Raw genomic sequence first — 21,898 nt, 5'->3', positions numbered from 1 at the left:
GTGCGTGGTCGCCCGCGCCGTCCGTCATGTGAAGGAATTCTTCACCATCGGTCGGGGTGCTGCAAGGTCTTGCCGCACCCCGACCGGGTGCCCGGCCAGCTCAGATCAGATCCCGCCGGCGGAACAGGGCGAAGGCCGCCGCGGTGAGCGCGGCGGTCAGCGTGACCAGTACGACCAGCGCCGGCGCCCAGGTCAGCGCGTAGAAGCCGTCGCAGCTGCCGTCGAAGACACCTGCGCAGGCCTGGTTGTCCCAGAACTCCGCCCGCCCGGTCAGCCAGGCGGCCAGGTGGCTGGAGAGCATCAGCTGATCGGGCCGGGCCACCTCCAGGATCTCGAACACCAGCCGGGCGCCGAGCTCCCACACCACCAGGTACGCGGCGACCGCGCCGAGCGCCGCCGAGGTGTGCCGGCCCAGCGTGGCGATGGCGAAGCCGAGCGCCGTGGCCAGCAGCACCAGCACCAGCCCGCGACCCCAGAGCGTCCCCAGCGATCGCCAGAACTCCTCGTCGAGGTGGCCCGGCTGCCCGGCTGCCTGCCCGATGAACCAGAAGGCGCCCAGGTACACCACCGAGGCGACCAGCGACAGCGCCAGCACCCCGCCCAGCAGCGTGCCCAGCTTGGCGCTGAGCACCGTCATCCGGCGTGGCCGCCACAGCAGCAGGTTGACCACGCCGCCGGAGTTCAGGTCGGCGCCGATGTAGGAGGCGCCGACCAGGAAGCCGAAGAGGACCAGGAAGGCGATCAGGAAGTAGAGCAGCGGCCGGGCCTCCGTGGCGAAGGTGAACACCCCGACCAGGTAGTCGGCGGCCACCGGCAGCCGCTCCCGCAGCGCCGGGTCCACCTCGCTGCAGTTGGGCGGGTAGTACTGGTCGGCCTGCTCCGGCGGCAGCACACCGCGCTCGCGGGCGAGGCACTGCTCGTGGATGACCTCCAGGTTGCGCCGCTCCTCGGCCGCCTGCCGCTGCGCCTCGGCCAGTTCGGTGGCGGTGGGCCGGTGCGAGCCGGCCAGGGTGGTCGCCGCGGTGATCCCGAAGGCCAGCACCAGCAGGACGACCATGAGCTGGACGAAGCGCCGGGCGCTCAGCCGCTCCAGTTCGGCACGGACCAGGTTCACGCGTCCACTCCTCTGGTCTCGCCGACCCCCGCGTCGAGGTCGATCGTCGCGTCCGGCGTCGGGCGGTCGGGCAGCACCGAGTCGTCGACCTGCCGGGGTACCCCCGGATGCCCGGCCGTGCCGGTCAGCTCCAGGAAGACGCTCTCCAGGTCCGGCCGCAGCGGGGTCAGCTCGCTCACCCAGATGCCCTGCTCACCGAGGGTGCGGCTGACGACGGTCGGGTCGGTCACCTCGGCCACGGTCAGGTGGTCGTCGTGCGCGGTGGCGGCCAGCCCGGCGGCGCCGAGCAACTCGACCGCCCGCGCCGGCTCGGCCACCCGGACCAGGAACTCGTGCCGGTCGAAGCCGGCCAGCACCTCGTCCACCCGGCCGGCCGCCACCCGTCGGCCCCGGGAGATGATCGTGACGTGGTCGCAGATCAGCTGGATCTCGGCCAGGATGTGGCTGGACACCAGCACGGTCACCCCGGCCGCGGCCAGCGACCGCATCAGGTCCCGCATCTCCCGGATGCCGGCCGGGTCCAGCCCGTTCGCCGGCTCGTCGAGGATCAGCAGCTCCGGGTCCTTGAGCAGGGCGGAGGCGACGGCGAGGCGCTGCTTCATGCCGAGCGAGTAGCCCTTGACCCGCTCGTGGCCGCGGTCGTACAGGCCGACCTGGGTCAACACCTCGTCGACCCGGGAGACCGGAACGCCGCCGGCCCGGGCGAGCAGCCGCAGCGTGCGGTGGGCGGTGAAGTTGCCGAAGAACTGCGGGCTCTCCACGATCGCCCCGACCCGCCCGGACACCTGGGGCAGCTGCTCCGGCGACCGCGCGCCGAGCACCGTCATCCGCCCCGCGTCGGCGCGGACCAGGCCGAGCAGGGCGCGCAACGTGGTGGTCTTGCCGGAGCCGTTCGGGCCGAGGAAGCCGTGGATCTGACCGGGTTCCACGAGCAGGTCGAAGCCGTCGACCGCGACCCGGCGGCCGTGCCGCAGACTGTGGAAGGTCTTGCGCAGACCCTCGATCTCGATGACCGCGCTCATCCGCGCGGCTCCCTGCTCCGACCGGGCATGAACCGTCCTCCGGGTGGGGTGACCAACGACACGGCGCCCCACCATACGGCCGGCCCGCCGCCCATGGGGGGCACCGCGGCGCTGCGTGGTTGGATGGTCGGGTGACTGGTGACCTGATCCCCGGCGCCGGCGGCGCCGCACCCGCACCCCCGCCCGTGGACGCGGATCTGGTGGTCAGCCTCGACGGCGTCGGCGTACGCCGGTCCGGCACCGCCCTGCTGCACGACCTCACCTGGCGGGTCGAGCTGGACGAGCGCTGGGTCGTGCTCGGCCCGAACGGCGCCGGCAAGACCACCCTGCTCAACATCGCGGCCGGCCGGCTGCACCCGACCACCGGCGTCGCACACGTGCTCGGCGAGCGGATCGGCCGTACCGACCTGACCGAGCTGCGTACCCGGATCGGGCTCTCCACCGCCGCGCTCGCCGAGCGGGTGCCCGCCGACGAGCGGGTCACCGACGTGGTGGTGACCGCCGCCTGGTCGGTGGTCGGCCGCTGGCGGGAGAGCTACGACCCCACCGACGAGGCCCGCGCCCGCGCGCTGCTCGGCCAGCTCGGCGTCGGCGGCCTCGCGGAGCGCAGCTACGGCACCCTGTCGGAGGGGGAGCGCAAGCGGGTGCAGATCGCCCGCGCCCTGATGACCGACCCGGAGCTGCTGCTGCTCGACGAGCCCGCGGCCGGGCTCGACCTGGGCGGCCGGGAGGACCTGGTGGCCCGGCTCGCCGAGCTGGCGCAGGACCCGGACGCCCCGGCGATGGTGCTGGTCACCCACCACGTGGAGGAGATCCCGCCCGGCTTCACCCACGCGCTGCTGCTGCGTGAGGGTGGTGTGGTGGCGCAGGGGCTGCTCGGCGAGACGCTCACCGGGGACAACCTCTCCAAGGCCTTCGGCCTGCCGCTGGTGGTCCAGCGCTCCGGCGACCGGTACACGGCTCGCGCGGCCTGAGGGCCGCGGTAAGGAGGCCAGCGTGCGGCAGACCCGGGTGGTCGTGGTCGGCAGCGCCAACATGGACCTGGTGGCCACCGCTCCCGCCCTGCCCCGGCCGGGCGAGACCCTGCTCGGCACGGACTTCGTGACGGTGCCCGGCGGCAAGGGCGCCAACCAGGCGGTCGCCGCCGCCCGGGCCGGCGCCGCCTGCGCCTTCCTCGGCGCGATCGGCTCCGACTCGTTCGGGGTCACCCTGCGGGCCCGGATCACCGCGGCCGGCGTGGACACCGGGCAGCTGCGGGTGGTGTACGGGGCCTCCGGTGTCGCCCTGGTGATGGTGAACGCCGACGGGGAGAACGCCATCCTGGTCACTCCCGGCGCGAACGGCGCGTTCACCGGGCTCACCGAGGCCGAACTGGCCGCCGTACGGGACGCGGACGTGCTGGTCGCCCAGCTGGAGGTGCCGGTGGAGACGGTGACCGCCGCGGCGCTGGCCGCCCGCGCGGCCGGCACCCGGGTGGTGCTCAACGCGGCGCCGGCCCGGCCGGTGCCCGCCGAGCTGCTGGCCGCGGTGGACCTGCTGGTGGTCAACGAGAACGAGGCGCGGGCGCTCACCGGCCGGGGCCGGGACGAGCCGCGCGCCCTGCTCGACCTGGTGCCCCGGGCGGTGCTCACCCTCGGCGCCGAGGGTGCCTGGTACGGCGACCGGGACGGCACCGACGTGCACGTGCCGGCGGTGAAGGTCGACGTGGTCGACTCCACCGGCGCCGGCGACGCGTTCACCGCCGCCCTCGCGGTCGCCTGGGGCGAGGGTCGGGACCTGGTCGACGCGGTGCGCTGGGCGGCCGCCGCCGGCGCGGCGTGCGCCCGGCGGCTCGGCGCCTCGGTGGCGCTGCCCCGCCGGGCCGAGATCGACGAGCTGTACGTCCCGGGCTGACCGGCGCTACCCGGTGCGCAGCCCGGCCAGGCCGGTCCGGTCGGCTGCCGGGTCGGTCCGCCCGTCCACTGTCGCCGGACGTCCGTCCGCCGGGCCGGCCGCGTGGCCGGCCGTGCCGCTGCGGAAGGCGCGGCGGTACGCCGACGGCGACGTGTGCATGGCCCGGCCGAAGTGGTGGCGGTAGGTGACCGGGCTGTCGAACCCGACGGCCGCGGCGATCTCCTCGACCGGCGCGTCGGTGCCCTCCAGCAACGGCAGGCTGGCCCGGACCCGCTGGTCGACCAGCCAGCGGATCGGGCTGGTGCCGGTGGCCCGGGCGAAGTGCCGCAGGTAGGTGCGCGGCGACATGTGCGCCTGCCGGGCCAGCCGGTCGACGGTGACCGGCTCCGCCAGGTGCGCCAGCGCCCAGGCGATGCTTGCGGCGATCCGGTCGTCGTCCGGGTCGACGGTCACCGGCGCCTCGATGAACTGGGCCTGACCGCCGTCGCGGTGCGGCGGGATCACCAGCCGGCGGGCGACCGCGTTGGCGATGGCCGCACCGTGGTCCCGGCGGACCAGGTGCACGCAGAGGTCCAGGCCGGCCGCGCTGCCGGCGCTGGTGAGCAGGTCACCGTCGTCGAGGTAGAGCACGCCCGGGTCCACCTCGACCCGTGGATACCGGCGGGCCAGCAGGTCCGCGTACCGCCAGTGGGTGGTGGCCCGCCGGCCGTCCAGCAGCCCGGCACCGGCCAGCGCGAACGCGCCGGAGCAGATGGACATGATCCGGGCGCCGGCCCGGTGCGCCCGGCGCAGCGCGGCGACCAGTTCCGGTGACGGGTCGACGGTGACGTCCGGCACCCCGGGCACGATCACCGTCGCGGCACCGGCCAGCACGTCCAGCCCGTACGGGGTGTGCAGGCTGGCCCCGCCGACGACCGGCACCGGGCCGGGGCGCTCGGCGCAGACGGTCAGCTGGTACCAGTCCACGTCGAACTCGGGCCGGGGCAGCCCGAACACCTCGGTGACGATGCCGGTCTCGAAGACCGACATCCCCGGGTACGCCAGCACGGCGACGCTACGGTCGGCCGGGGCGCGCAGGGACATGGCGAGATGTTAGCGCTCGTCGTCGTTCCCGCCACTCGCCCGGCCGGCCAGACCACCGGAGGATCGTGGGCATGACACAGACCTTCGCCGTACCGGCCGCCGAGCCGACGGTCGCCGCCGCCCACTTCCTCGCCCGGCTGACCTTCGAAACCGACGTCAGCGACGTGCACGCCGACCTGACCGCCCGGACGCCAGGTCTGGTGGTGGTCGACTCCCGGGGCGCCGCCGCCTGGGCCCAGGGGCACCTGCCCGGCGCGGTGCACCTGCCGACCGCCGAGATCGCCGGGCGGGCCACCGGCCTGGTGCCGGCCGGGTCCCGGGTGGTCACCTACTGCTGGGGCCCGGGCTGCAACGGCGCCACCCGGGCCGCGCTGGAGTTCGCCCGGCTCGGCTTCGCCGTCAAGGAACTGATCGGCGGGTACGAGTACTGGGTGCGCGAGGGGTTGCCGGTGGTCACCGGGACGGGGCTGACCCGCCGCCCGGTCGACGACCTGACCGCGCCCCGGGCCACCACCACCTGCGACTGCTGACCGCCGCCGGGCCGGTCACCCCTCGGCGTCGTCGGTGAGCTTCTCGCCCCGCCGGCGGAGCATGTTCAGCCCGGGGATGCCGGCCACGGCGAGCTTCAGGTCGCGGGTCACGTCGAGCAGGTCGTGCAGGTCCGGGCCGACCCGGTCCAGGGTGGCCAGGATGGGCAGGATGTCCGAGGTCAGGTGCTGCTTGAGTTTCGGCAGCTCGTCGACGAGCCGGATCGCGGCGGTCACCTCCTCGTGGCTGAGCTGCTCGACGAAGCGGTTCGCCATCGGCGCGGCCCGGCGCAGCGCCGGCTCGTACGCGGCCAGCAGCTCCGCGGCGGTGGCCGCCGCCTCCGCCGCGGTGCCCACCGTGGCCGTCACCCGGCCGGCCGCCGAGTCGGCCTCGGCGACCACCGTGGCGGCCGTCCGGGCCACCTTGTCGGCCTCGTTGACCACCACCGTGGCCGCGGCGGCCACCTCGGTCGCGTTGTCGATCGCGGCGGTCGCGGCGGCACTGATCACGGCGACCTCGCGGACCGCGGCCTCGGCGTCGGTGAGCACCCGGTCGGTGCGGTCCAGCGTCTGCTCGATCCGGTCCACCACGCCGTTGATCCGCGCCAGCAGGGCCTCCACCCCGTCGAGCACCGCGAACGCGCGGACCGGCACGGCGGCGAACGACGCGGCCGAACCGAGGGCCTGGTCGAGGGCGGAGCGGGTGAGACCGACGACCGCGGCGGGCCGGGGGAGGGGAATCGCCATGGCACCAAGTGTGCGGCGTCGCCGCGACAACCGCCCGGCGGCGTCAGCCGACCGGCCCGTGCTGCTCGACGGCCCGCTGCACGGCGCGGTAGATCTGGCCGAACCGCAGCGCGTCCGGCGTACGCAGCAGCAGCTCCTCCCGCCCGTGGTGCTGCACCCAGAGCTCGTGCACCCGGTTGCCGCGCTCGTAGGAGCGGTCCAGCCAGCCGAGCGGTACCTCCAGGAACGGGGTCAGGGCCAGCGCGCCGACCGTGCACGCGGCCAGGATGACCAGCGCCAGCCGCCACTCGCCCCGGTCCTGCGCCGACCAGGCCAGCGAGAGCACGCAGACCACCGCGAGCAGCGGCGGCAGCGACAACAGCAGGACCAGCACGCCCCGGCCGAGCACCCGCCCCCGGACCGCCGCCGTGGTCCGCCCGCGGTCATGCCAGACGTACGTCAGGTCGGCGATCGCCACGGTATGGCCGCCCGCCCGGATCGACTCGGAGGTCACCTGCACCGCGTCGTCCCGGTAATAGAGGGTCATCACTAAGCTTAAGCACTTCCCGGCAACCCGGCGCGTCGCCCACGGGCCGTCGAACGACCAACCGGCCCGTCGAACGACCACCGGGACCCGAGGGCGCGGGTGTGGCGCTGAGTCGTCCACGACATCAGCCCCACAGTGCGCGCGGGAGTGGCCCGCCCAACGGTGGCGGACCGGGGCGGTGCGGCGGCCGCCGGTCGGATAGCGTCCGGCTCGTGGCCGAGCAGGAGCGCAACATCGGGACCGAGTAGGAGCGCAACATCGAGGCGGTCCGCCGCTACCTGCGGACCTTCGTGACGAAGGATCTGGCCGAGGTACGCGCGGTGGTGGCCGAGGACGTGGCCATCTACGGCTCCGGCACCGCGGTGCGGGGCCGGCGCTTCGTCGAGCAGGCGGTCGCCTCGCCCGGGCTGACCGTGCTCGACCAGGAGATCGTCGAACTCTTCGCCGCCGGGGACCGGGTCGTGGTCTCGCTGGCGCAGACCTACCGGCGGGACGCCACCGGCGCGACCGCGGTGCAGAGCGCCTGCAAGATGTACCGGCTGGCCGGTGGCGTGATCGTCCAGTTCTGGGGCGAGCAGGACCTGTTCGGGCTGCTGCGCGGGCTGGGCGTGCTGCCGGACGGTCCGATCGAGTTCTGAGCGCTAACCGCGGCGGGCCGCCGCCGGCTGGCTGCGTTCCACCGCCCGCTGCACCGCGCGGTAGATCTGGCCGAAGCGCAGCGCGTCGCCGGTCCGCAGCAGTCGTACCGGGTGGCCGCGCCAGCGCGCCCAGAGCTCCAGCTGCCGGCTGCCCCGGGCGTACGAGCGGTCCAGGTGCTCGAAGAGGAAGTCGGCGACCGGCCCGACGGCGAGCCCGACCAGCACCGAGGCGCCGACGATCGCGATCGTGACGGTGGGCGAGCGGTCCAGCCAGAGCGCCAGCGCGATGCCGAGCGCGGCCGCGACCAGCGGCCCGGCCAGCGCCGCGCCGATCGCCCCCCGACCGGCCAGCACCCGCCAGGACCGGCTGCCCCGCTGGTGCCACACCAGGCTGATCTCGGTGAGCGGAAACGTCCGGCCGTCCACCCGTACGGCGGTGGAGGTGACCTGGACCGACCTGTCGTCGTAGTACGTGATCATCGCTGGACTCCCTGAGCGGGGCTGATACCAGACTACTTACCCCGACGGGTCGCGCCGTAAGGTTGGCTCGCGACTTCGACGAGGAAGTGAGGGTGCGCGTGAGCGAGTTCGTGCGGCTGGAGACCAAGGACGGGATCGGCACCATCCGCCTGGAGCGGCCACCGATGAACGCGTTGAACACCCAGGTGCAGGAGGAGTTGCGCGCCGCCGCGACGGCGGCCACCGCCGACCCGGGTGTCCGCGCGGTCATCGTGTACGGCGGGGAGAAGGTCTTCGCCGCCGGCGCGGACATCAAGGAGATGGCCGACATGTCCTACGTGGACATGGCGGCGCGGGCGGCCGACCTGTCCAGCGCGCTCGGCGCGATCGCCCGGATCCCCAAGCCGGTCGTCGCGGCGATTACCGGTTACGCCCTCGGCGGCGGCTGCGAGCTGGCGCTGGCCTGCGACTGGCGGGTGGTGGCCGAGGACGCCAAGCTCGGCCAGCCGGAGATCAAGCTCGGCATCATCCCCGGCGCGGGCGGCACCCAGCGGCTGGCCCGGCTGGTCGGCCCGGCCCGGGCCAAGGATCTGATCATGTCCGGCCGGATGGTCGACGCCCAGGAGGCGCTGCGGATCGGCCTGGCCGACCGGGTCGCCCCGGCCGCCGAGGTCTACGACACCGCTGTCGAGCTGGTCCGCCCGTACCTCACCGGCCCGGTGCAGGCGCTGCGCGCCGCGAAGCTCGCGGTCGACGGCGGCCTGGACATGGACCTCAACTCCGGCCTGGCCTGGGAGAGTCAGCTCTTCGCGGCGCTGTTCGCCACCGACGACCGGCGCGAGGGCATGGCCGCGTTCGTGGCGAAGCGCAAGCCGGACTTCACCGGCCGGTGACCCCTGCGCCGGTGAACCGCCGCCGTCAGGCGGCGGTTCACATTCGGCCTACCGGCCAGTAGCGTGTGACTCCGGCCGGGCGACGAAGGGAAGCGGCATGACGGAGCGGATCGAAGGTCACGGCGGCGAGCTGGCGCTCGCGGCGCTGCGCGCGTACGGGGTGCGCGAGATGTTCACCCTCTCCGGCGGGCACGTCTTCCCGCTCTACGACGCCGCGCACAAGACCGACTTCCCGATCTACGACGTCCGGCACGAGCAGTCCGCCGTCTTCGCCGCCGAGGCGGTGGCCAAGCTCCAGCGCCGCCCCGGTCTGGCCGTGCTCACCGCCGGCCCCGGCGTCACCAACGGCATCTCGGGCCTGACCAGCGCGTACTTCAACGCCTCACCGGTGCTGGTGCTCGGCGGTCGGGCCCCGCAGTTCCGCTGGGGTTCCGGCAGCCTGCAGGAGATGGACCACCTGCCGCTGGTCGCCCCGGTCACCAAGCACGCCGGAACGGTGTTCAGTCCGGACGACATCCCGCGCGCGGTGACCGCGGCGCTGACCACCGCGCTCACCCCGCACCGCGGCCCGGTCTTCCTGGACTTCCCGCTGGAGGCGGTCTTCTCGGTCGCCGACGCGGAACTGCCGGCGCTGCCCGGCATCGCGCCCGTCGAGGCCGACCCGGACGAGGTGCGCACGGCGGCCGAGCTGATCGCGGCGGCGAGCCGCCCGGTGATCATCGCCGGTTCCGACGTCTACGCCGGCGACGCGGTCGACGCGCTGCGCGCCGCGGCCGAGGCGTTGCAGGTGCCGGTCTTCACCAACGGGATGGGCCGGGGCGCGCTGCCGCCGGAGCACCCGCTCGCCTTCGCCAAGGCCCGCCGGGTGGCCCTCAAGGGCGCCGACGTGGTCGTGGTGATCGGCACCCCGCTGGACTTCCGGCTGGGCTTCGGCGACTTCGGCGACGCCACGGTGGTGCACATCGTCGACGCGCCGAGCCAGCGGGCCGGGCACGTGCAGCCGGCCGCCGCGCCCGCCGGTGACCTGCGGCTGATCCTCAGCGCGCTGGCCGAGCACCCCGGCGACCGGGCCGACCACGCCGGCTGGATCGCCGAGCTGCGCACCGCCGAGGACGCCGCGAAGGCCCGCGACGCCGAGGAGATGGCCGCCGAGACCGACCCGATCCGCCCGGCCCGGGTCTACGGCGAGCTGCGCAAGGTGCTCGCCCGTGATGCCATCACCATCGGTGACGGTGGCGACTTCGTCTCGTACGCCGGCCGCTACCTGGAGCCGGCGCAGCCCGGCACCTGGCTCGACCCCGGCCCGTACGGCTGCCTCGGCACCGGTATGGGCTACGCGATGGGCGCCCGGGTCAGCCACCCGGACCGGCAGATCTGCGTGCTGATGGGCGACGGCGCGGCCGGCTTCTCGCTGATGGACGTGGAGTCCCTCGCCCGGCAGAAGCTGCCGGTGGTGATCGTGGTCGGCAACAACGGCATCTGGGGCCTGGAGAAGCACCCGATGCGCGCCATGTACGGCTACGACGTCGCCGCCGACCTCCAGCCCGAGCTGCGCTACGACCAGGTGGTCGCGGCGCTCGGCGGCGCCGGCGAGACGGTGGCCAAGGCGGCCGACCTCGGGCCGGCCCTGCAGCGGGCCTTCGACGCCGGGGTGCCGTACCTGGTGAACGTGCTCACCGACCCGGCCGACGCGTACCCCCGCTCGTCGAACCTGGCCTGATCCACCGCCCGCCGCCGTCGCCGCCACCGCGGCGACGGCGGCGGGCGCGTTTTCACCAGCAGCTGAACGGGCTCTGCCAGCGGGAAATCAGCGGACCGTCAGCGCCTGTCGCCGTAACGTCAGCGCCGTGGGAGGTCAGCGCCGGTCACGGGGGTGCGACCAGCGGACACGACAGGAGTTGCGATGGACCACGCGATCCGCGCGGAGGGTCTGGTGCGCCGCTTCGGCGACACCACCGCCCTCGCCGGAGTCGACCTGGCGGTGTCCACCGGGACGGTCTTCGGCCTGCTCGGCCCGAACGGGGCGGGCAAGACCACCGCGGTGCGGGTGCTCAGCACCCTGCTGCGGGCCGACGAGGGGCACGCCACGGTGGGCGGCTTCGACGTGGTGCGCGACGCCCACCGGGTGCGCCAACTGGTCGGACTGACCGGGCAGTACGCCTCCGTCGACGAGACGCTCACCGGCTTCGAAAACCTGCTGCTCATCGGCCGGCTGCTCGGCTTCGGTCGGGCCGACGCCAAGGCCCGCGCCCGCGAGTTGCTGGCCGACTTCCAGCTCAGCGACGCCGCCGACCGGGCGGCCAAGACCTACTCCGGGGGCATGCGCCGGCGGCTCGACCTCGCCGCCAGCCTGGTCGGCCGCCCGCTGGTGCTCTTCCTCGACGAGCCGACCACCGGGCTGGACCCGCGCAGCCGCAACGAGCTGTGGGACATCGTCCGCAACCTGGTCTCCGACGGGGTGACCGTGCTGCTCACCACCCAGTACCTGGAGGAGGCCGACCAACTGGCCAGCGAGATCGCGGTGGTCGACCACGGCCGGGTGATCGCCCAGGGCACCCCGGAGGAGCTGAAGACCAGGACCGGCGGGCAGACCCTGGCCGTCCGCCCCGCCGACTCCGACGACCTGCCCGCCGTGGTGGCCATCGCCGCCGAGGTGGCCGGGGCGGCCCCCGAGGTGGCCCAGACCACGGTCACCGTGCCGGTGAACGACCCGGGTGTGCTACCCGCCGTGGTTAGCCGGCTCGAAGCGGCCGAGATCGCCGTCGCCGAGCTGTCGTTGCGCGGCGCCAGCCTGGACGAGGTCTTCCTCTCGCTCACCGGCCACCGCGCCGAGTCCGACGCCCCCGCCGGGGCCGATCTGGAAGGGAGCGTGGCATGACCGCCGCCACCGTGACCGCCCCGCTCACCCCGGCGCGCCGGCTCGGCCCGACCGCCGGGCTGCGGCACACCCTCACCCTGGCCTGGCGCAGCCTGGTGCAGATCAAGCACAACCCGATGGAACTGCTCGACCTGAGCATCCAGCCGGTCATGTTCGTGCTGCTCTTCACGTACGTGTTCGGCGGGGCGATCTCCGGCTCGCCGGGGGAGTACCTCACCTTCGCGCTGCCCGGCATCATCGTGCAGAACGCCTTCTTCGCCACCATGACCACCGGCTTCGGACTGAACACTGACCTCACCAAAGGCGTGTTCGACCGGCTGCGGGCGCTGCCGATCGCCCGCTGGGCGCCGCTGGCCGGGCGGATCCTCGCCGACACCGTCAAGCAGGCCTGGTCGGTGTCGCTGCTGGTCGGCGTCGGCATGATCCTCGGCTTCCGGCTGGAGAACGGCCTGCTCGGCCTGCTCGGGGCGTTCGCGCTGCTGCTGGCATTCTCGCTGGCCGCGTCCTGGATCTCGGTGCTGGTCGGGGTGCTGGTCAACGAGCCGGAGAAGGTGCAGATCTTCGGCTTCATGGTGATCTTCCCGCTCACCTTCACCAGCAACGCGTTCGTGCCGACCGAGACCATGCCGGGCTGGCTGCAGTCCTGGGTCGAGGTCAACCCGGTGACCATCCTCGCCGACGGGCTGCGCGGCCTGCTGGTCGGCGGGCCGGTGGCCGCGCCGGTGGTGCAGTCGCTGCTCTGGGCGGTCGTCCTCGCCGCGATCTTCGCCCCGCTGGCGGTACGCGGGCTCCGGCGGCGGGTGTGACCAGCCAAGGACCGCGCGGGTCGGCTACGCCGGGGGGCGGTCCTCCTCGCCCTCGCGGCGGCGCAGGTCCTCCTCGCGCCGGCGCAGGTCCTCCTCCCAGCGGCGGAAGAGCTCGGAATCCTGCCGCCGGGAGCGTTCCTCGATCGAGCGCAGGAACTCGGGATCGTCGTCGGGAGCGACCGGCCGGGCCGGCTTCCGCTCGGCGAAGCCGTTCCCCATCGGCCAGGCCGACCGGGGGCGGGCGCCCGCGGTGTCCCGGCCGGCGACGAACCAGGCGATCGAGCCGAGCAGCGGGAAGAACAGGATGATCAGCACCCAGGCGATCCGGGGCAGGGCGCGGATCTCGCCCTCCTCGGCGGACAGGCAGCTGATCAGTGCGCAGACGGCGAGGACGATCTGCGCCAGGAAGAGGAGGACGTACAGCCGGGCCATGCGTCAATGATGGCGCACGGGCGCCGGTCACCACAGCCCGCGTAGCACCAGCGCGGTGCCGACCAGCGCGAATCCGGCGGTGGCCAGGGCGACCAGCGGTAGCGTCCGGCCGCCGGTGCGGGTCGGTCCGGCGGCGGCGGCCCGGGGCCAGCAGACGGTGACCGCCGCGCCCCAACCGAGCAGCGCCGCCCCGGCCAGCAGCGCGCCGACGAGGCCGGCGGGGAACGCGAGCCGCAGGGTCAGCAGCAGGACCACGGTCAGCGTCAGCGCGGTCCGCCGCCAGGCCAGCCGGGTCCGCTCGGGTTGCAGCCCGGGGTCACGCGCTCCGACCGGCCGGGCGGGCGGCCCCGCCGCGCCGGCCCGCGTCGGCGGCTCCGATGGGTCGGGCGCCCGGTCGTCGGCGCTCACGAATCGCCGAAGGCCCGGGCGAGCACCGCGGCCACCAGCAGCACCGCGCCGAGGCCGATGGTCAGGGCGAGCACCGCCGGGAAGCGGGAGGCGGGCAGTTCCTCGCCGAGCCGGATGGCCCGCTCGGTGCGCGCCCAGTGGTCGACGGCGTGGATGGCGACGGCGCCGCCGAGCAGCAACAGCGCCACGGCGATCAGCTCGCGCAGGTGCGCCACCGGCAGCGGCGGCAGGAACTGCGCGGCGGCCAGCCCACCGGCCACCAGCGCCAGCCCGGTGCGCAGCCAGGCCAGGAAGGTCCGCTCGTTGGCCAGCGAGAACCGGTAGTCCGGGGTGCTGCCGACGGACCGCAACTCCCGCGGGTCGAACCACCGCCTGATCGACTGCCACACACTCCGATTATCCGTTGGCGGCCCGGCCTAGCCTGGAAAGGTGACGGATCTTGATGTGACGACCCTGCGGAACGCGTACGACAACCAGCTGCGCGCCGCGGTGCCGGACCCGCTGCCGGCCGGGGTGACGGTGGAGCGGGACGGCCCTCTGGTGCGGATCCTCGGCTTCGACCACGGCGGTTTCCTCACCTACCGGGACCTCGGCGGGTTGACCGGCGCGGCGCTGGACGAGCTGATCGCCCGCCAGGTGGAGTTCTTCCGGCGCCGGGGCGAGCAGGTGGAGTGGAAGCTGCACGGCCACGACGAGCCCGCGGACCTCCCGGACCGGCTGCGCGCGGCCGGCTTCGTGCCGGAGGAGCTGGAGACCGTGGTGATCGGCCCGGCCGCGCCGCTCGCCGCCGCGCTGCCGGTGCTGCCCGAGGGCGTACGTCTGCGTGAGGTGACCGCCCGGGCGGACCTGGACCGGATCGTGGCGATGGAGGAGGAGGTCTGGCAGGCCGACCGGGGCCACCTGGCCGACGGGCTGGCCAAGGAGATCGCCGCCGACCCGCAGTCGATCACCGTGGTGGTGGCGGAGGCGGCGGACACGGTGGTCTGCGCGGGCTGGGTGCGGTACGTGCCGGACACCGGTTTCGCCACTCTGTGGGGCGGCTCGACGCTGCCGGGGTGGCGGGGGCGGGGCATCTACCGGGCGCTGGTCACCTACCGGGCCCGGCTGGCCGCCCAGCGCGGCCGGACCCTGCTGCAGGTGGACGCCTCGCCGGACAGCCGGCCGATCCTGGAGCGGCTCGGCCTCGTCCCGGTCACCACCACCACGCCGTACGTCTACACTCCGTGATCATGCAGCAGCGGTTGACGGCCGAGGAGCTTCTCACCCTCAAGACCGGCGCGTTCGGCGCGGTCTTCCTGGTCTCGAACGCCGATCCCGGCATGCTGGCGCTGTTCCGGGAGAGCTTCGCCGCCTCCGGGGCGATGTCGGGCGCCAGCGGCGTGGTGAAGGAGGCGCTGACCACCGGGCCGCTGCCGAAGCTACCCCGGGACTCGGCCTTGGAGGTCGAGTCGGTGGTGCTGCCGGCGCTGGGCCGGGCGATGGGGATCCTGCGCGAGAAGGCCCCGCAGGACGTGCCGGTCTACCGCTCGGTGGTGCTGGCCGCCGCGGACCGGGTGGCCCGGGCCCACCGGGGTGTCGCGGCGGCCGAGGCGGCGGTCATCGACCGGATCAGGGACGCGCTGGATGAGCCGGCCTGAGCGGGCCGGCGGAGGGCGGCGCCGAAGACCAGAGCGCCCGGACGGCCGCCCGCACACAGCGGTCGCGGATCCGGCCGCAGCCGCAGCGGTACGACTCGGGCAGCGCCCGCCGGCAGCCGAGCCTGGTCGCAGCCGTCCGCCCCGACACGCGCTGTCCTGACATGTTCCGATACCTCCCGATTTGCCAGCTTACCCGGCTCCGGGACGACCGGTGAGCTGTGTCACTCTGAGTGCCCGGGGGAGCGATGCTACTGACAGGTAACATGGCGTCGTGGGCAACCGCACAGCAGCCCGCGGTTGACCGGCGTCACCCGACGCGCGAGGCTGCGCCCCAGACCGGGCGAGCGATCGCTACACCAAACAGGAGGGTCGTCGAAGCGCGATGAACATCGTCGTACTCGTCAAGCAGGTGCCCGACTCGGGCGCGGACCGCAACCTGCGTACTGACGACAACACCGTCGACCGCGGTTCGGCGAACAACGTCATCAACGAGATGGACGAGTACGCCATCGAAGAGGCGTTGAAGATCAAGGAGGCGCACGGCGGCGAGGTCACCATCCTGACCATGGGTCCGGGCGGGGCGACCGAGTCGATCCGCAAGGCGCTCTCGATGGGGCCGGACAAGGCCGTGCACGTGGTCGACGACGCGCTGCACGGATCCTGCGCCGTGGCGACCTCGAAGGTGCTCGCCGCCGCGCTGGGCACCCTCAACGCCGACCTGGTCATCTGCGGCGCCGAGTCCACCGACGGCCGGGTCCAGGTGATGCCGCACATGATCGCCGAGCGGCTGGGCGTCGCGGCGCTGACCGGCGCCCGCAAGCTCACCGTCGACGGCGACACGCTCACCGTCGAGCGGCAGACCGAGGAGGGCTACGAGGTGGTCACCGCCTCGACCCCGGCCGTGGTCTCCGTCTGGGACACCATCAACGAGCCGCGCTACCCGTCCTTCAAGGGCATCATGGCCGCCAAGAAGAAGCCGGTGCAGACGCTCTCCCTCGGTGACCTCGGGGTCGCCCCGGCCGAGGTGGGCTTCGACGGCGCGACCAGCGCCGTGCTGGAGCACAGCAAGCGGCCGCCGCGCTCCGGCGGCGCCAAGATCACCGACGAGGGCGAGGGCGGCGTCAAGCTGGTCGAGTTCCTCGCCACCGAGAAGTTCGTGTGAGGGGTCCGGACATGTCTGAGGTTCTCGTCGTCGTCGAAGCCACCCGGGAATTCGGCGTCAAGAAGGTCACCCTGGAGATGCTCACCCTCGCCCGCGAGCTGGGCACGCCCAGCGCGGTGGTGCTCGGCGGCGCCAGCGCGGCCGAGGCGCTGAGCGCCAAGCTGGGCGAGTACGGCGCGGCGAAGATCTACGCCGCGGAGAGCGAGGAGATCGACGGCTACCTGGTGGCGCCCAAGGCCACCGTGCTGGCCGAGCTGGTCAAGCGGGTCGAGCCCGCGGCCGTGCTGCTCGCCTCCTCCCAGGAGGGCAAGGAGATCGCCGCCCGGCTGGCGGTCAAGCTGGACAACGGCATCCTGACCGACGTGGTCGCGCTGGACGCCGACGGCACCGCCACCCAGGTGGCCTTCGCCGGCTCCACCATCGTGAAGTCCAAGGTCACCCGCGGCCTGCCGCTGGTCACCCTGCGGCCGAACTCGGTCAACCCGGTGCCGGCCGCCGCCACCCCGGCGGTCGAGCAGCTCACCGTCACCGTGGCCGACACCGACAAGCTGGCCAAGGTGGTGGACCGGGTCGCCGAGCAGAAGGGCTCGCGTCCCGAGCTGACCGAGGCGTCCGTGGTCGTCTCCGGTGGCCGCGGCGTCGGCAACGCCGACAACTTCAAGCTGGTCGAGGAGCTGGCCGACCTGCTCGGCGGCGCGGTCGGCGCGTCCCGGGCGGCGGTGGACTCCGGCTTCTACCCGCACCAGTTCCAGGTGGGCCAGACCGGCAAGACCGTCTCCCCGCAGCTCTACATCGCGCTGGGCATCTCCGGCGCGATCCAGCACCGGGCCGGCATGCAGACCTCGAAGACCATCGTCGCGGTCAACAAGGACGGCGAGGCGCCGATCTTCGAGCTGGCCGACTTCGGCGTGGTGGGCGACCTGTTCAAGGTGGTCCCGCAGGCCGCGGAGGAGATCCGCAAGCGCAAGTGAGCTGAGGCTCGACCGAGGAAAGGCCGGAACCGCGCCGCGGTTCCGGCCTTTCCGCGTTCGGTCCCGGCCTTTCGCGTTCGGTCCCGGCCTTTCGCGTTCGGTCCCGGCCTTTCGCGTTCGGTCCCGGCCTTCCGCGTTCCCGGGAACCACCCGCGGCGTACCCGGAACTGGGACCATCGGGGGAGCACCCCCGCGCACCCCCGCCCGCCGATGGACGAAGGAGCGCGACATGCCCGCCCCCAGGCCCGAGGGTGACCACCACGCCCTGGCCGCGCACGAGGTCGTGCTGCTGCTCGGGACGGACGTCGAACACGGGCTGACGGAGGCGGACGCGGCCGACCGGCTCCGCCGGTTCGGGCCGAACCTGCTGCCCCGGGCCACCCAGGGCGGGGTGTTCCGGCGGCTGCTGCGGCAGTTCCACAACCCGCTCATCTACGTGCTGATCGGCGCCGGCGTGGTCACCCTGCTGCTCGCCGAGTACGTCGACTCCGCCGTGATCTTCGGGGTGGTGGTGGTCAACGCGGTGGTCGGCTTCCTGCAGGAGTCCCGGGCCGAGGCGGCCCTCGACGCGTTGCGGGCGATGGTGCGTACCGAGGCGCGGCTGGTGCGCGGCGGGCGCCAGCGGCGGGTGCCCTCCACCGAGGTGGTCCCCGGTGACCTGGTGCTGGTCGAGGCCGGTGAGAAGGTCCCCGCCGACCTGCGGCTGGTGCACGCCGCCGAGCTGCGCGCGGACGAGTCGGCGCTGACCGGCGAGTCACTGCCGGTCCGCAAGGACGAGCTGGTCGTACCGGCCGAGACGCCGGTGGCCGACCGCCGCAACCTGCTCTACTCCGGCACCCTGCTCACCGGCGGCTCGGCGGCCGGCGTCGTGGTGGCCACCGGGGCGGAGACCGAGCTGGGCCGGATCCACCGGCTGGTCGGCGGCGCGCGGGTGCTGGACACCCCGCTGACCGTGCAGCTGGCCCGGTTCAGCCGGCTGCTCACCGTGGCGATCCTGGTGCTGGCCGCGGTGACCTTCGGCATCGGCCTGCTGCGCGGCCAGGACGCCGGCCAGACCTTCACCGCCGCGGTCGCGCTGGCCGTGGGCGCGATCCCGGAGGGGCTGCCCGCCGCGGTGACCATCACGCTGGCCATCGGGGTGTCCCGGATGGCCCGCCGGCGGGCCGTGGTCCGGCGCCTGCCGGCCGTGGAGACGCTCGGCAGCACGACGGTGATCTGCACCGACAAGACCGGCACGCTGACCGAGAACCAGATGACGGTCCAGCTGCTCTGGACGCCGCAGGGCCGCTACGAGGTCACCGGTGCCGGCTACACCCCGACGGGTGAGATCCGGGACGCCGACGGCGGCCCGGCCCCGACCGGGGTGGGGGCGTTGCGCTGGTCGCTGCTGGCCGGGGTGGCGTGCAACGACGCCCGGCTGGACGAGCAGGACGGCCGCTGGGCGGTGCTGGGCGACCCCACCGAGGGGGCCATGCTGGTGGTGGGCGCCAAGGTGGGGCTGAGCCGGCACCGGGTCGCCGAGGAACTGCCCCGGCTGGCGGCCGTCCCGTTCACCTCCGAGCGGCAGTACATGGCCACCCTGCACGACCGGCGCGAGGACGGCCGGGTGGTGCTGGTCAAGGGGGCGGTCGAGCGGGTGGTCGAGTGGTCCGCCGCGGCGCTGCGCGAGGACGGCTCGACCGGCCCGCTCGACGTCGAGGCCGTGCTGGCCGCCGCGCACGAGCTGGCCGCCGACGGGCTGCGGGTGCTGGCCACCGCGATGCGCCCGGTCGGCCCGGCCGACGGGCTGGTGGAGGAGGAACTGCCCGGCAGGCTGGTGTTCACCGGCCTGCACGCGATGCTCGACCCGCCGCGGGCCGCCGCCGCGGCCGCGGTGCGGTCGTGTCAACGGGCGGGCGTGGCGGTGAAGATGATCACCGGGGACCATCGCGCCACCGCGACCGCCATCGCCGGCCGGCTCGGCCTGCTCCGGGACGCGCCCGGCCCGGGTGACGTGCTCACCGGGACGGACCTGGCGACGTTGCCGGCGGCCGAGCTGCCCGCCGCGGTACGCCAGGCGTCGGTCTTCGCCCGGGTCTCGCCGGAGCAGAAGCTGCGGCTGGTGGAGGCGTTGCAGGCCGCCGGCCAGGTGGTGGCGATGACCGGCGACGGGGTCAACGACGCCCCGGCGTTGCGGCAGGCCAACATCGGGGTGGCCATGGGACGCAGCGGCACCGAGGTGGCCAAGGAGGCCGCCGACATCGTGCTCACCGACGACGACTTCGCCACCATCGAGTCGGCGGTCGAGGAGGGGCGCGGTGTCTTCGCCAACCTGACCAAGTTCATCACCTGGACGCTGCCCACCAACGCCGCCGAGGGCATGGTCATCCTGGTGGCGATCGTGCTCGGCACGGTGCTGCCGATCCTGCCCAGCCAGATCCTGTGGATCAACATGACCACCGCCGTGGCGCTCGGCCTGACGCTGGCCTTCGAGCCGAAGGAACCCGGGATCATGGACCGCCCGCCGCGCGACCCGAAACAGCCGCTGCTGACCGCCGCGCTGGTGGTCCGCGTCCTGCTGGTCTCCGCGCTGCTGGTGGTCGGCGCCTGGGGGCTGTTCGAGTGGGAGCTGAACGCCGGGTCGGAGCTGGCGCAGGCGCGCACCGCGGCGGTGAACCTGTTCGTCGTCGTGATGGCCGGCTACCTGTTCAGCTGCCGCTCGCTGACCCGGTCGCCATGGCGGCTGGGCCTGTTCAGCAACCGCTGGCTGATCGTCGGGGTGCTGGCACAGGCCCTCGCCCAGCTGGCGCTGACCTACCTGCCGGTGCTCAACGACCTGTTCCGGACCGCCCCGATCAGCGGGACGACGTGGCTGCGGATCTTCGGCATCGCCGCGCTGGTCTCCGTCGTCGTCGCGCTGGACAAGCGGTTGGGCTGGTTCGGCCGGCGGTTGGGCTGAGCAGGCCGGGCGGGCGGTGGGGAGCTGATCGGCGGGCCGGGGAGCTGAGCCGGCCCGCCGATCAGCCCGTCAAGGTGCCCCTCAACAGGCTCTCGCCGGAGTGGGCGGTGTTGTTGTCGAACCGCTCGGCGGAAACGTCGACAACCGAGTATGCCTGAAGGTCGACCGCCGGTGGCAACGGGAGTAGCTCGTCCGCCCCGTCACCGAGTACGCCGACCGAGAACATCTCCATGGTCCGTGGGTTGATGAGCCAGACCTCGTAGTACCCCGGGACGTTCGGGAGATTCGCCACGTGCAGGTGCAGCCGCCCGTCGTCGAACACCCGGGCCTCGCCGGCGACGTCCGCCGGTACCGCGACGACATCGTCGTCACGGCCGTGCCCGAGTGATCGCCGGGGGCGCCGGGGCGGGGAGTGCGCTCTCCCTGGCCCGGTGCCGGCCGGCCTCCGGCGTCCGGCCGGTCCGTCGACGGTCGTAGGCTGAGTCGTGATGGCTTACCTGGATCACGCCGCGACCACGCCGATGCTCGACGAGGCACTGGAGGCGTACGTCACCACCGCCCGCGAGGTGGGCAACGCGTCCTCCCTGCACGCGGCGGGTCGTCGTGCCCGTCGCCGGGTGGAGGAGTCGAGGGAGCGGGTGGCCGCCGCGCTCGGTGCCCGGCCGTCCGAGGTGATCTTCACGGGTGGCGGCACGGAGAGCGACAACCTGGCGGTCAAGGGCATCTTCTGGGCTCGCCGGGGCGCCGACGAGCGGCGGAACCGGGTGGTCTCCAGCGCGGTCGAGCACCACGCGGTGCTCGACGCGGTCGACTGGCTCGCCGGGCACGAGGGCGCCGACGTGGGTTGGCTGCCGGTCGACGAGGCGGGCCGGCTCACCCCCGATGCGCTCCGCGCCGAGTTGGCCGAGCACGGCGACCGGGTGGCCGTGGTCACCGCGATATGGGCGAACAACGAGGTCGGCACCGTGCAGCCGGTCAGCGAACTGGCCGCCGTCGCCGCAGAGTACGGTGTGCCGTTCCACACCGACGCCATCCAGGCGGTCGGCCAGGTGCCGGTCGACTTCGCCGCCAGCGGCGTCGCCGCGCTGACCGTCACCGGGCACAAGCTCGGCGGGCCGACCGGGGTGGGTGCCCTGCTGCTCGCCCGGGACGTGCCGGCCACCCCGCTGCTGCACGGCGGCGGTCAGGAGCGCGACGTCCGCTCCGGCACCCTGGACACCGCGGGCATCGTGGCCTTCGCGGTCGCCGTGGAAGCGGCGGTGAAGGGCCAGCAGGAGTACGCGGCCCGGGTGGCCGCCCTCCGCGACGACCTGGTCGAGCGGGTCCGGCAGGCGGTGCCCGAGGTGGTCTTCAACGGCGACCCGGCCGGCCGGCTGCCCGGCAACGCGCACTTCTCCTTCCCGGGCTGCGAGGGCGACGCCCTGCTGCTCCTGCTGGACGCCCAGGGGATCGCCTGCTCGACCGGGTCGGCCTGCTCGGCCGGGGTGGCCCAGCCCTCGCACGTGCTGCTCGCGATGGGCGCCGACGACGACCGGGCCCGCTCCTCGCTGCGCTTCACCCTCGGCCACACCAGCACCCCGGCCGACGTCGACGCCCTGATCGCCGCCCTCCCCGCGGCCGTCGACCGCGCCCGCCGCGCCGCCGCCCTCCGCACCCCCCGCTAACCCCCACCCCACCCCCACCCCACCCCGCCCCGCCCCCGCCCCCGCCCCCGCCCCCACCCCCACCCCCGCGATCTTGCACTTTCGGCCCTTCATTCGCGGC

General features: G+C 74.1%; 24 protein-coding genes. 14 read left to right on the top strand and 10 right to left on the bottom strand.

The features are described from left to right. Nucleotides 1-100: 100 nt before the first annotated feature. On the bottom strand, nucleotides 101-1,114 hold the full coding sequence (locus tag GA0070609_RS22670; RefSeq protein ID WP_088995641.1) for an ABC transporter permease subunit: 1,014 nt from the start codon (nucleotides 1,112-1,114) through the stop codon (nucleotides 101-103). Beyond that, a complete protein-coding gene (locus GA0070609_RS22665) occupies nucleotides 1,111-2,136 on the bottom strand; it encodes an ABC transporter ATP-binding protein (RefSeq protein WP_088995640.1) in 1,026 nt (341 codons plus the stop codon). The genes GA0070609_RS22670 and GA0070609_RS22665 overlap by 4 nt, the downstream gene beginning before the upstream one ends. A 131-nt stretch (nucleotides 2,137-2,267) precedes the next feature. Between GA0070609_RS22665 and GA0070609_RS22660 the strand changes: the two genes are divergently transcribed. Further along, nucleotides 2,268-3,110 (top strand): ABC transporter ATP-binding protein, encoded by an 843-nt coding sequence (locus tag GA0070609_RS22660; protein ID WP_088995639.1) that lies wholly within the window; start codon nucleotides 2,268-2,270, stop codon nucleotides 3,108-3,110. Between the two features lie 22 nt (nucleotides 3,111-3,132). Continuing rightward, the gene (locus GA0070609_RS22655; protein ID WP_088995638.1) at nucleotides 3,133-4,029 is read left to right on the top strand and encodes a ribokinase; all 897 of its coding nucleotides are present in this window, start codon (nucleotides 3,133-3,135) and stop codon (nucleotides 4,027-4,029) included. A 6-nt stretch (nucleotides 4,030-4,035) separates the two neighbouring features. On the opposite strand, the gene GA0070609_RS22650 is transcribed toward GA0070609_RS22655, so the two are convergent. Next, the gene (locus GA0070609_RS22650; RefSeq protein WP_088995637.1) at nucleotides 4,036-5,112 is read right to left on the bottom strand and encodes a helix-turn-helix domain-containing protein; all 1,077 of its coding nucleotides are present in this window, start codon (nucleotides 5,110-5,112) and stop codon (nucleotides 4,036-4,038) included. 71 nt (nucleotides 5,113-5,183) lie between these two features. Between GA0070609_RS22650 and GA0070609_RS22645 the strand changes: the two genes are divergently transcribed. Next, nucleotides 5,184-5,642 carry a rhodanese-like domain-containing protein gene (locus GA0070609_RS22645; protein ID WP_088995636.1) on the top strand — a complete coding sequence of 153 codons (459 nt, stop codon included), beginning with the start codon at nucleotides 5,184-5,186 and terminating at the stop codon, nucleotides 5,640-5,642. Nucleotides 5,643-5,657: 15 nt separating this feature from the next. Here GA0070609_RS22645 and GA0070609_RS22640 read toward each other — a convergent pair whose 3' ends face one another. Continuing rightward, nucleotides 5,658-6,386 (bottom strand): hypothetical protein, encoded by a 729-nt coding sequence (locus GA0070609_RS22640; RefSeq protein ID WP_088995635.1) that lies wholly within the window; start codon nucleotides 6,384-6,386, stop codon nucleotides 5,658-5,660. 43 nt (nucleotides 6,387-6,429) lie between these two features. Beyond that, nucleotides 6,430-6,912 carry a DUF6232 family protein gene (locus tag GA0070609_RS22635; RefSeq protein WP_088995634.1) on the bottom strand — a complete coding sequence of 161 codons (483 nt, stop codon included), beginning with the start codon at nucleotides 6,910-6,912 and terminating at the stop codon, nucleotides 6,430-6,432. 290 nt (nucleotides 6,913-7,202) lie between these two features. Here GA0070609_RS22635 and GA0070609_RS22630 point away from each other — a divergent pair, with 290 nt between their 5' ends. After that, entirely contained in the window at nucleotides 7,203-7,550 is a 348-nt protein-coding gene (locus tag GA0070609_RS22630) for a nuclear transport factor 2 family protein (RefSeq protein WP_231928381.1), read from the top strand. Nucleotides 7,551-7,553: 3 nt separating this feature from the next. On the opposite strand, the gene GA0070609_RS22625 is transcribed toward GA0070609_RS22630, so the two are convergent. Next, entirely contained in the window at nucleotides 7,554-8,030 is a 477-nt protein-coding gene (locus GA0070609_RS22625; protein ID WP_088995632.1) for a DUF6232 family protein, read from the bottom strand. Nucleotides 8,031-8,128: 98 nt separating this feature from the next. Between GA0070609_RS22625 and GA0070609_RS22620 the strand changes: the two genes are divergently transcribed. The 4 genes from GA0070609_RS22620 to GA0070609_RS22605 all read left to right on the top strand — a co-directional run bounded on the left by GA0070609_RS22620 (nucleotide 8,129) and on the right by GA0070609_RS22605 (nucleotide 12,586). Next, nucleotides 8,129-8,902, top strand: a complete 774-nt coding sequence (locus GA0070609_RS22620; protein ID WP_088997912.1) for an enoyl-CoA hydratase-related protein — start codon at nucleotides 8,129-8,131, stop codon at nucleotides 8,900-8,902. 97 nt (nucleotides 8,903-8,999) lie between these two features. Beyond that, nucleotides 9,000-10,622, top strand: coding sequence for an acetolactate synthase (locus GA0070609_RS22615; RefSeq protein ID WP_088995631.1), 1,623 nt, complete (start codon nucleotides 9,000-9,002; stop codon nucleotides 10,620-10,622). 183 nt (nucleotides 10,623-10,805) lie between these two features. Continuing rightward, nucleotides 10,806-11,780, top strand: coding sequence for an ATP-binding cassette domain-containing protein (locus tag GA0070609_RS22610; protein WP_088995630.1), 975 nt, complete (start codon nucleotides 10,806-10,808; stop codon nucleotides 11,778-11,780). Beyond that, nucleotides 11,777-12,586: an ABC transporter permease gene (locus GA0070609_RS22605; RefSeq protein ID WP_088995629.1), complete on the top strand. Its 810-nt coding sequence runs from the start codon at nucleotides 11,777-11,779 to the stop codon at nucleotides 12,584-12,586. The genes GA0070609_RS22610 and GA0070609_RS22605 overlap by 4 nt, the downstream gene beginning before the upstream one ends. Before the next feature lie 24 nt (nucleotides 12,587-12,610). Here the strand turns inward: GA0070609_RS22605 and GA0070609_RS22600 are convergent, their stop codons facing one another. The 3 genes from GA0070609_RS22600 to GA0070609_RS22590 are packed head-to-tail and all read right to left on the bottom strand — an operon-like array spanning nucleotide 12,611 to nucleotide 13,815. Next, nucleotides 12,611-13,018: a PLD nuclease N-terminal domain-containing protein gene (locus GA0070609_RS22600; protein WP_088995628.1), complete on the bottom strand. Its 408-nt coding sequence runs from the start codon at nucleotides 13,016-13,018 to the stop codon at nucleotides 12,611-12,613. A 27-nt stretch (nucleotides 13,019-13,045) separates the two neighbouring features. Continuing rightward, nucleotides 13,046-13,426, bottom strand: coding sequence for a DUF202 domain-containing protein (locus GA0070609_RS22595; RefSeq protein ID WP_157748274.1), 381 nt, complete (start codon nucleotides 13,424-13,426; stop codon nucleotides 13,046-13,048). Next, nucleotides 13,423-13,815 carry a YidH family protein gene (locus GA0070609_RS22590; RefSeq protein ID WP_088995627.1) on the bottom strand — a complete coding sequence of 131 codons (393 nt, stop codon included), beginning with the start codon at nucleotides 13,813-13,815 and terminating at the stop codon, nucleotides 13,423-13,425. Before GA0070609_RS22590 ends, GA0070609_RS22595 begins: the two co-directional genes overlap by 4 nt. Nucleotides 13,816-13,855: 40 nt before the next feature. On the opposite strand from GA0070609_RS22590, the gene GA0070609_RS22585 reads away from it, so the two are divergent. The 5 genes from GA0070609_RS22585 (at nucleotide 13,856) to GA0070609_RS22565 (ending at nucleotide 20,134) form a co-directional block, all read left to right on the top strand. Beyond that, the gene (locus GA0070609_RS22585; RefSeq protein WP_088995626.1) at nucleotides 13,856-14,653 is read left to right on the top strand and encodes a GNAT family N-acetyltransferase; all 798 of its coding nucleotides are present in this window, start codon (nucleotides 13,856-13,858) and stop codon (nucleotides 14,651-14,653) included. Next, complete coding sequence (locus GA0070609_RS22580; protein WP_172899390.1) at nucleotides 14,650-15,063, top strand: hypothetical protein; 414 nt, start codon at nucleotides 14,650-14,652, stop codon at nucleotides 15,061-15,063. Before GA0070609_RS22585 ends, GA0070609_RS22580 begins: the two co-directional genes overlap by 4 nt. A gap of 382 nt (nucleotides 15,064-15,445) precedes the next feature. Next, nucleotides 15,446-16,225: an electron transfer flavoprotein subunit beta/FixA family protein gene (locus GA0070609_RS22575; protein WP_088995625.1), complete on the top strand. Its 780-nt coding sequence runs from the start codon at nucleotides 15,446-15,448 to the stop codon at nucleotides 16,223-16,225. A gap of 11 nt (nucleotides 16,226-16,236) precedes the next feature. Beyond that, nucleotides 16,237-17,196 carry an electron transfer flavoprotein subunit alpha/FixB family protein gene (locus tag GA0070609_RS22570; protein ID WP_088995624.1) on the top strand — a complete coding sequence of 320 codons (960 nt, stop codon included), beginning with the start codon at nucleotides 16,237-16,239 and terminating at the stop codon, nucleotides 17,194-17,196. Between the two features lie 229 nt (nucleotides 17,197-17,425). Then, nucleotides 17,426-20,134 (top strand): HAD-IC family P-type ATPase, encoded by a 2,709-nt coding sequence (locus GA0070609_RS22565; RefSeq protein ID WP_088995623.1) that lies wholly within the window; start codon nucleotides 17,426-17,428, stop codon nucleotides 20,132-20,134. A gap of 61 nt (nucleotides 20,135-20,195) precedes the next feature. Here GA0070609_RS22565 and GA0070609_RS34925 read toward each other — a convergent pair whose 3' ends face one another. Then, nucleotides 20,196-20,456, bottom strand: a complete 261-nt coding sequence (locus GA0070609_RS34925; protein ID WP_231928380.1) for an anti-sigma factor — start codon at nucleotides 20,454-20,456, stop codon at nucleotides 20,196-20,198. Nucleotides 20,457-20,622: 166 nt separating this feature from the next. Here GA0070609_RS34925 and GA0070609_RS22555 point away from each other — a divergent pair, with 166 nt between their 5' ends. Beyond that, nucleotides 20,623-21,798: a cysteine desulfurase family protein gene (locus GA0070609_RS22555; RefSeq protein WP_088995621.1), complete on the top strand. Its 1,176-nt coding sequence runs from the start codon at nucleotides 20,623-20,625 to the stop codon at nucleotides 21,796-21,798. Nucleotides 21,799-21,898: the final 100 nt, after the last annotated feature.

The sequence above is a fragment of the Micromonospora echinaurantiaca genome (genome assembly GCF_900090235.1).
GTDB lineage: Bacteria > Actinomycetota > Actinomycetes > Mycobacteriales > Micromonosporaceae > Micromonospora > Micromonospora echinaurantiaca.
The sequence above is the reverse complement of the archived record's forward strand: the minus strand, read 5'-3'. Positions and strand labels throughout refer to the sequence as shown.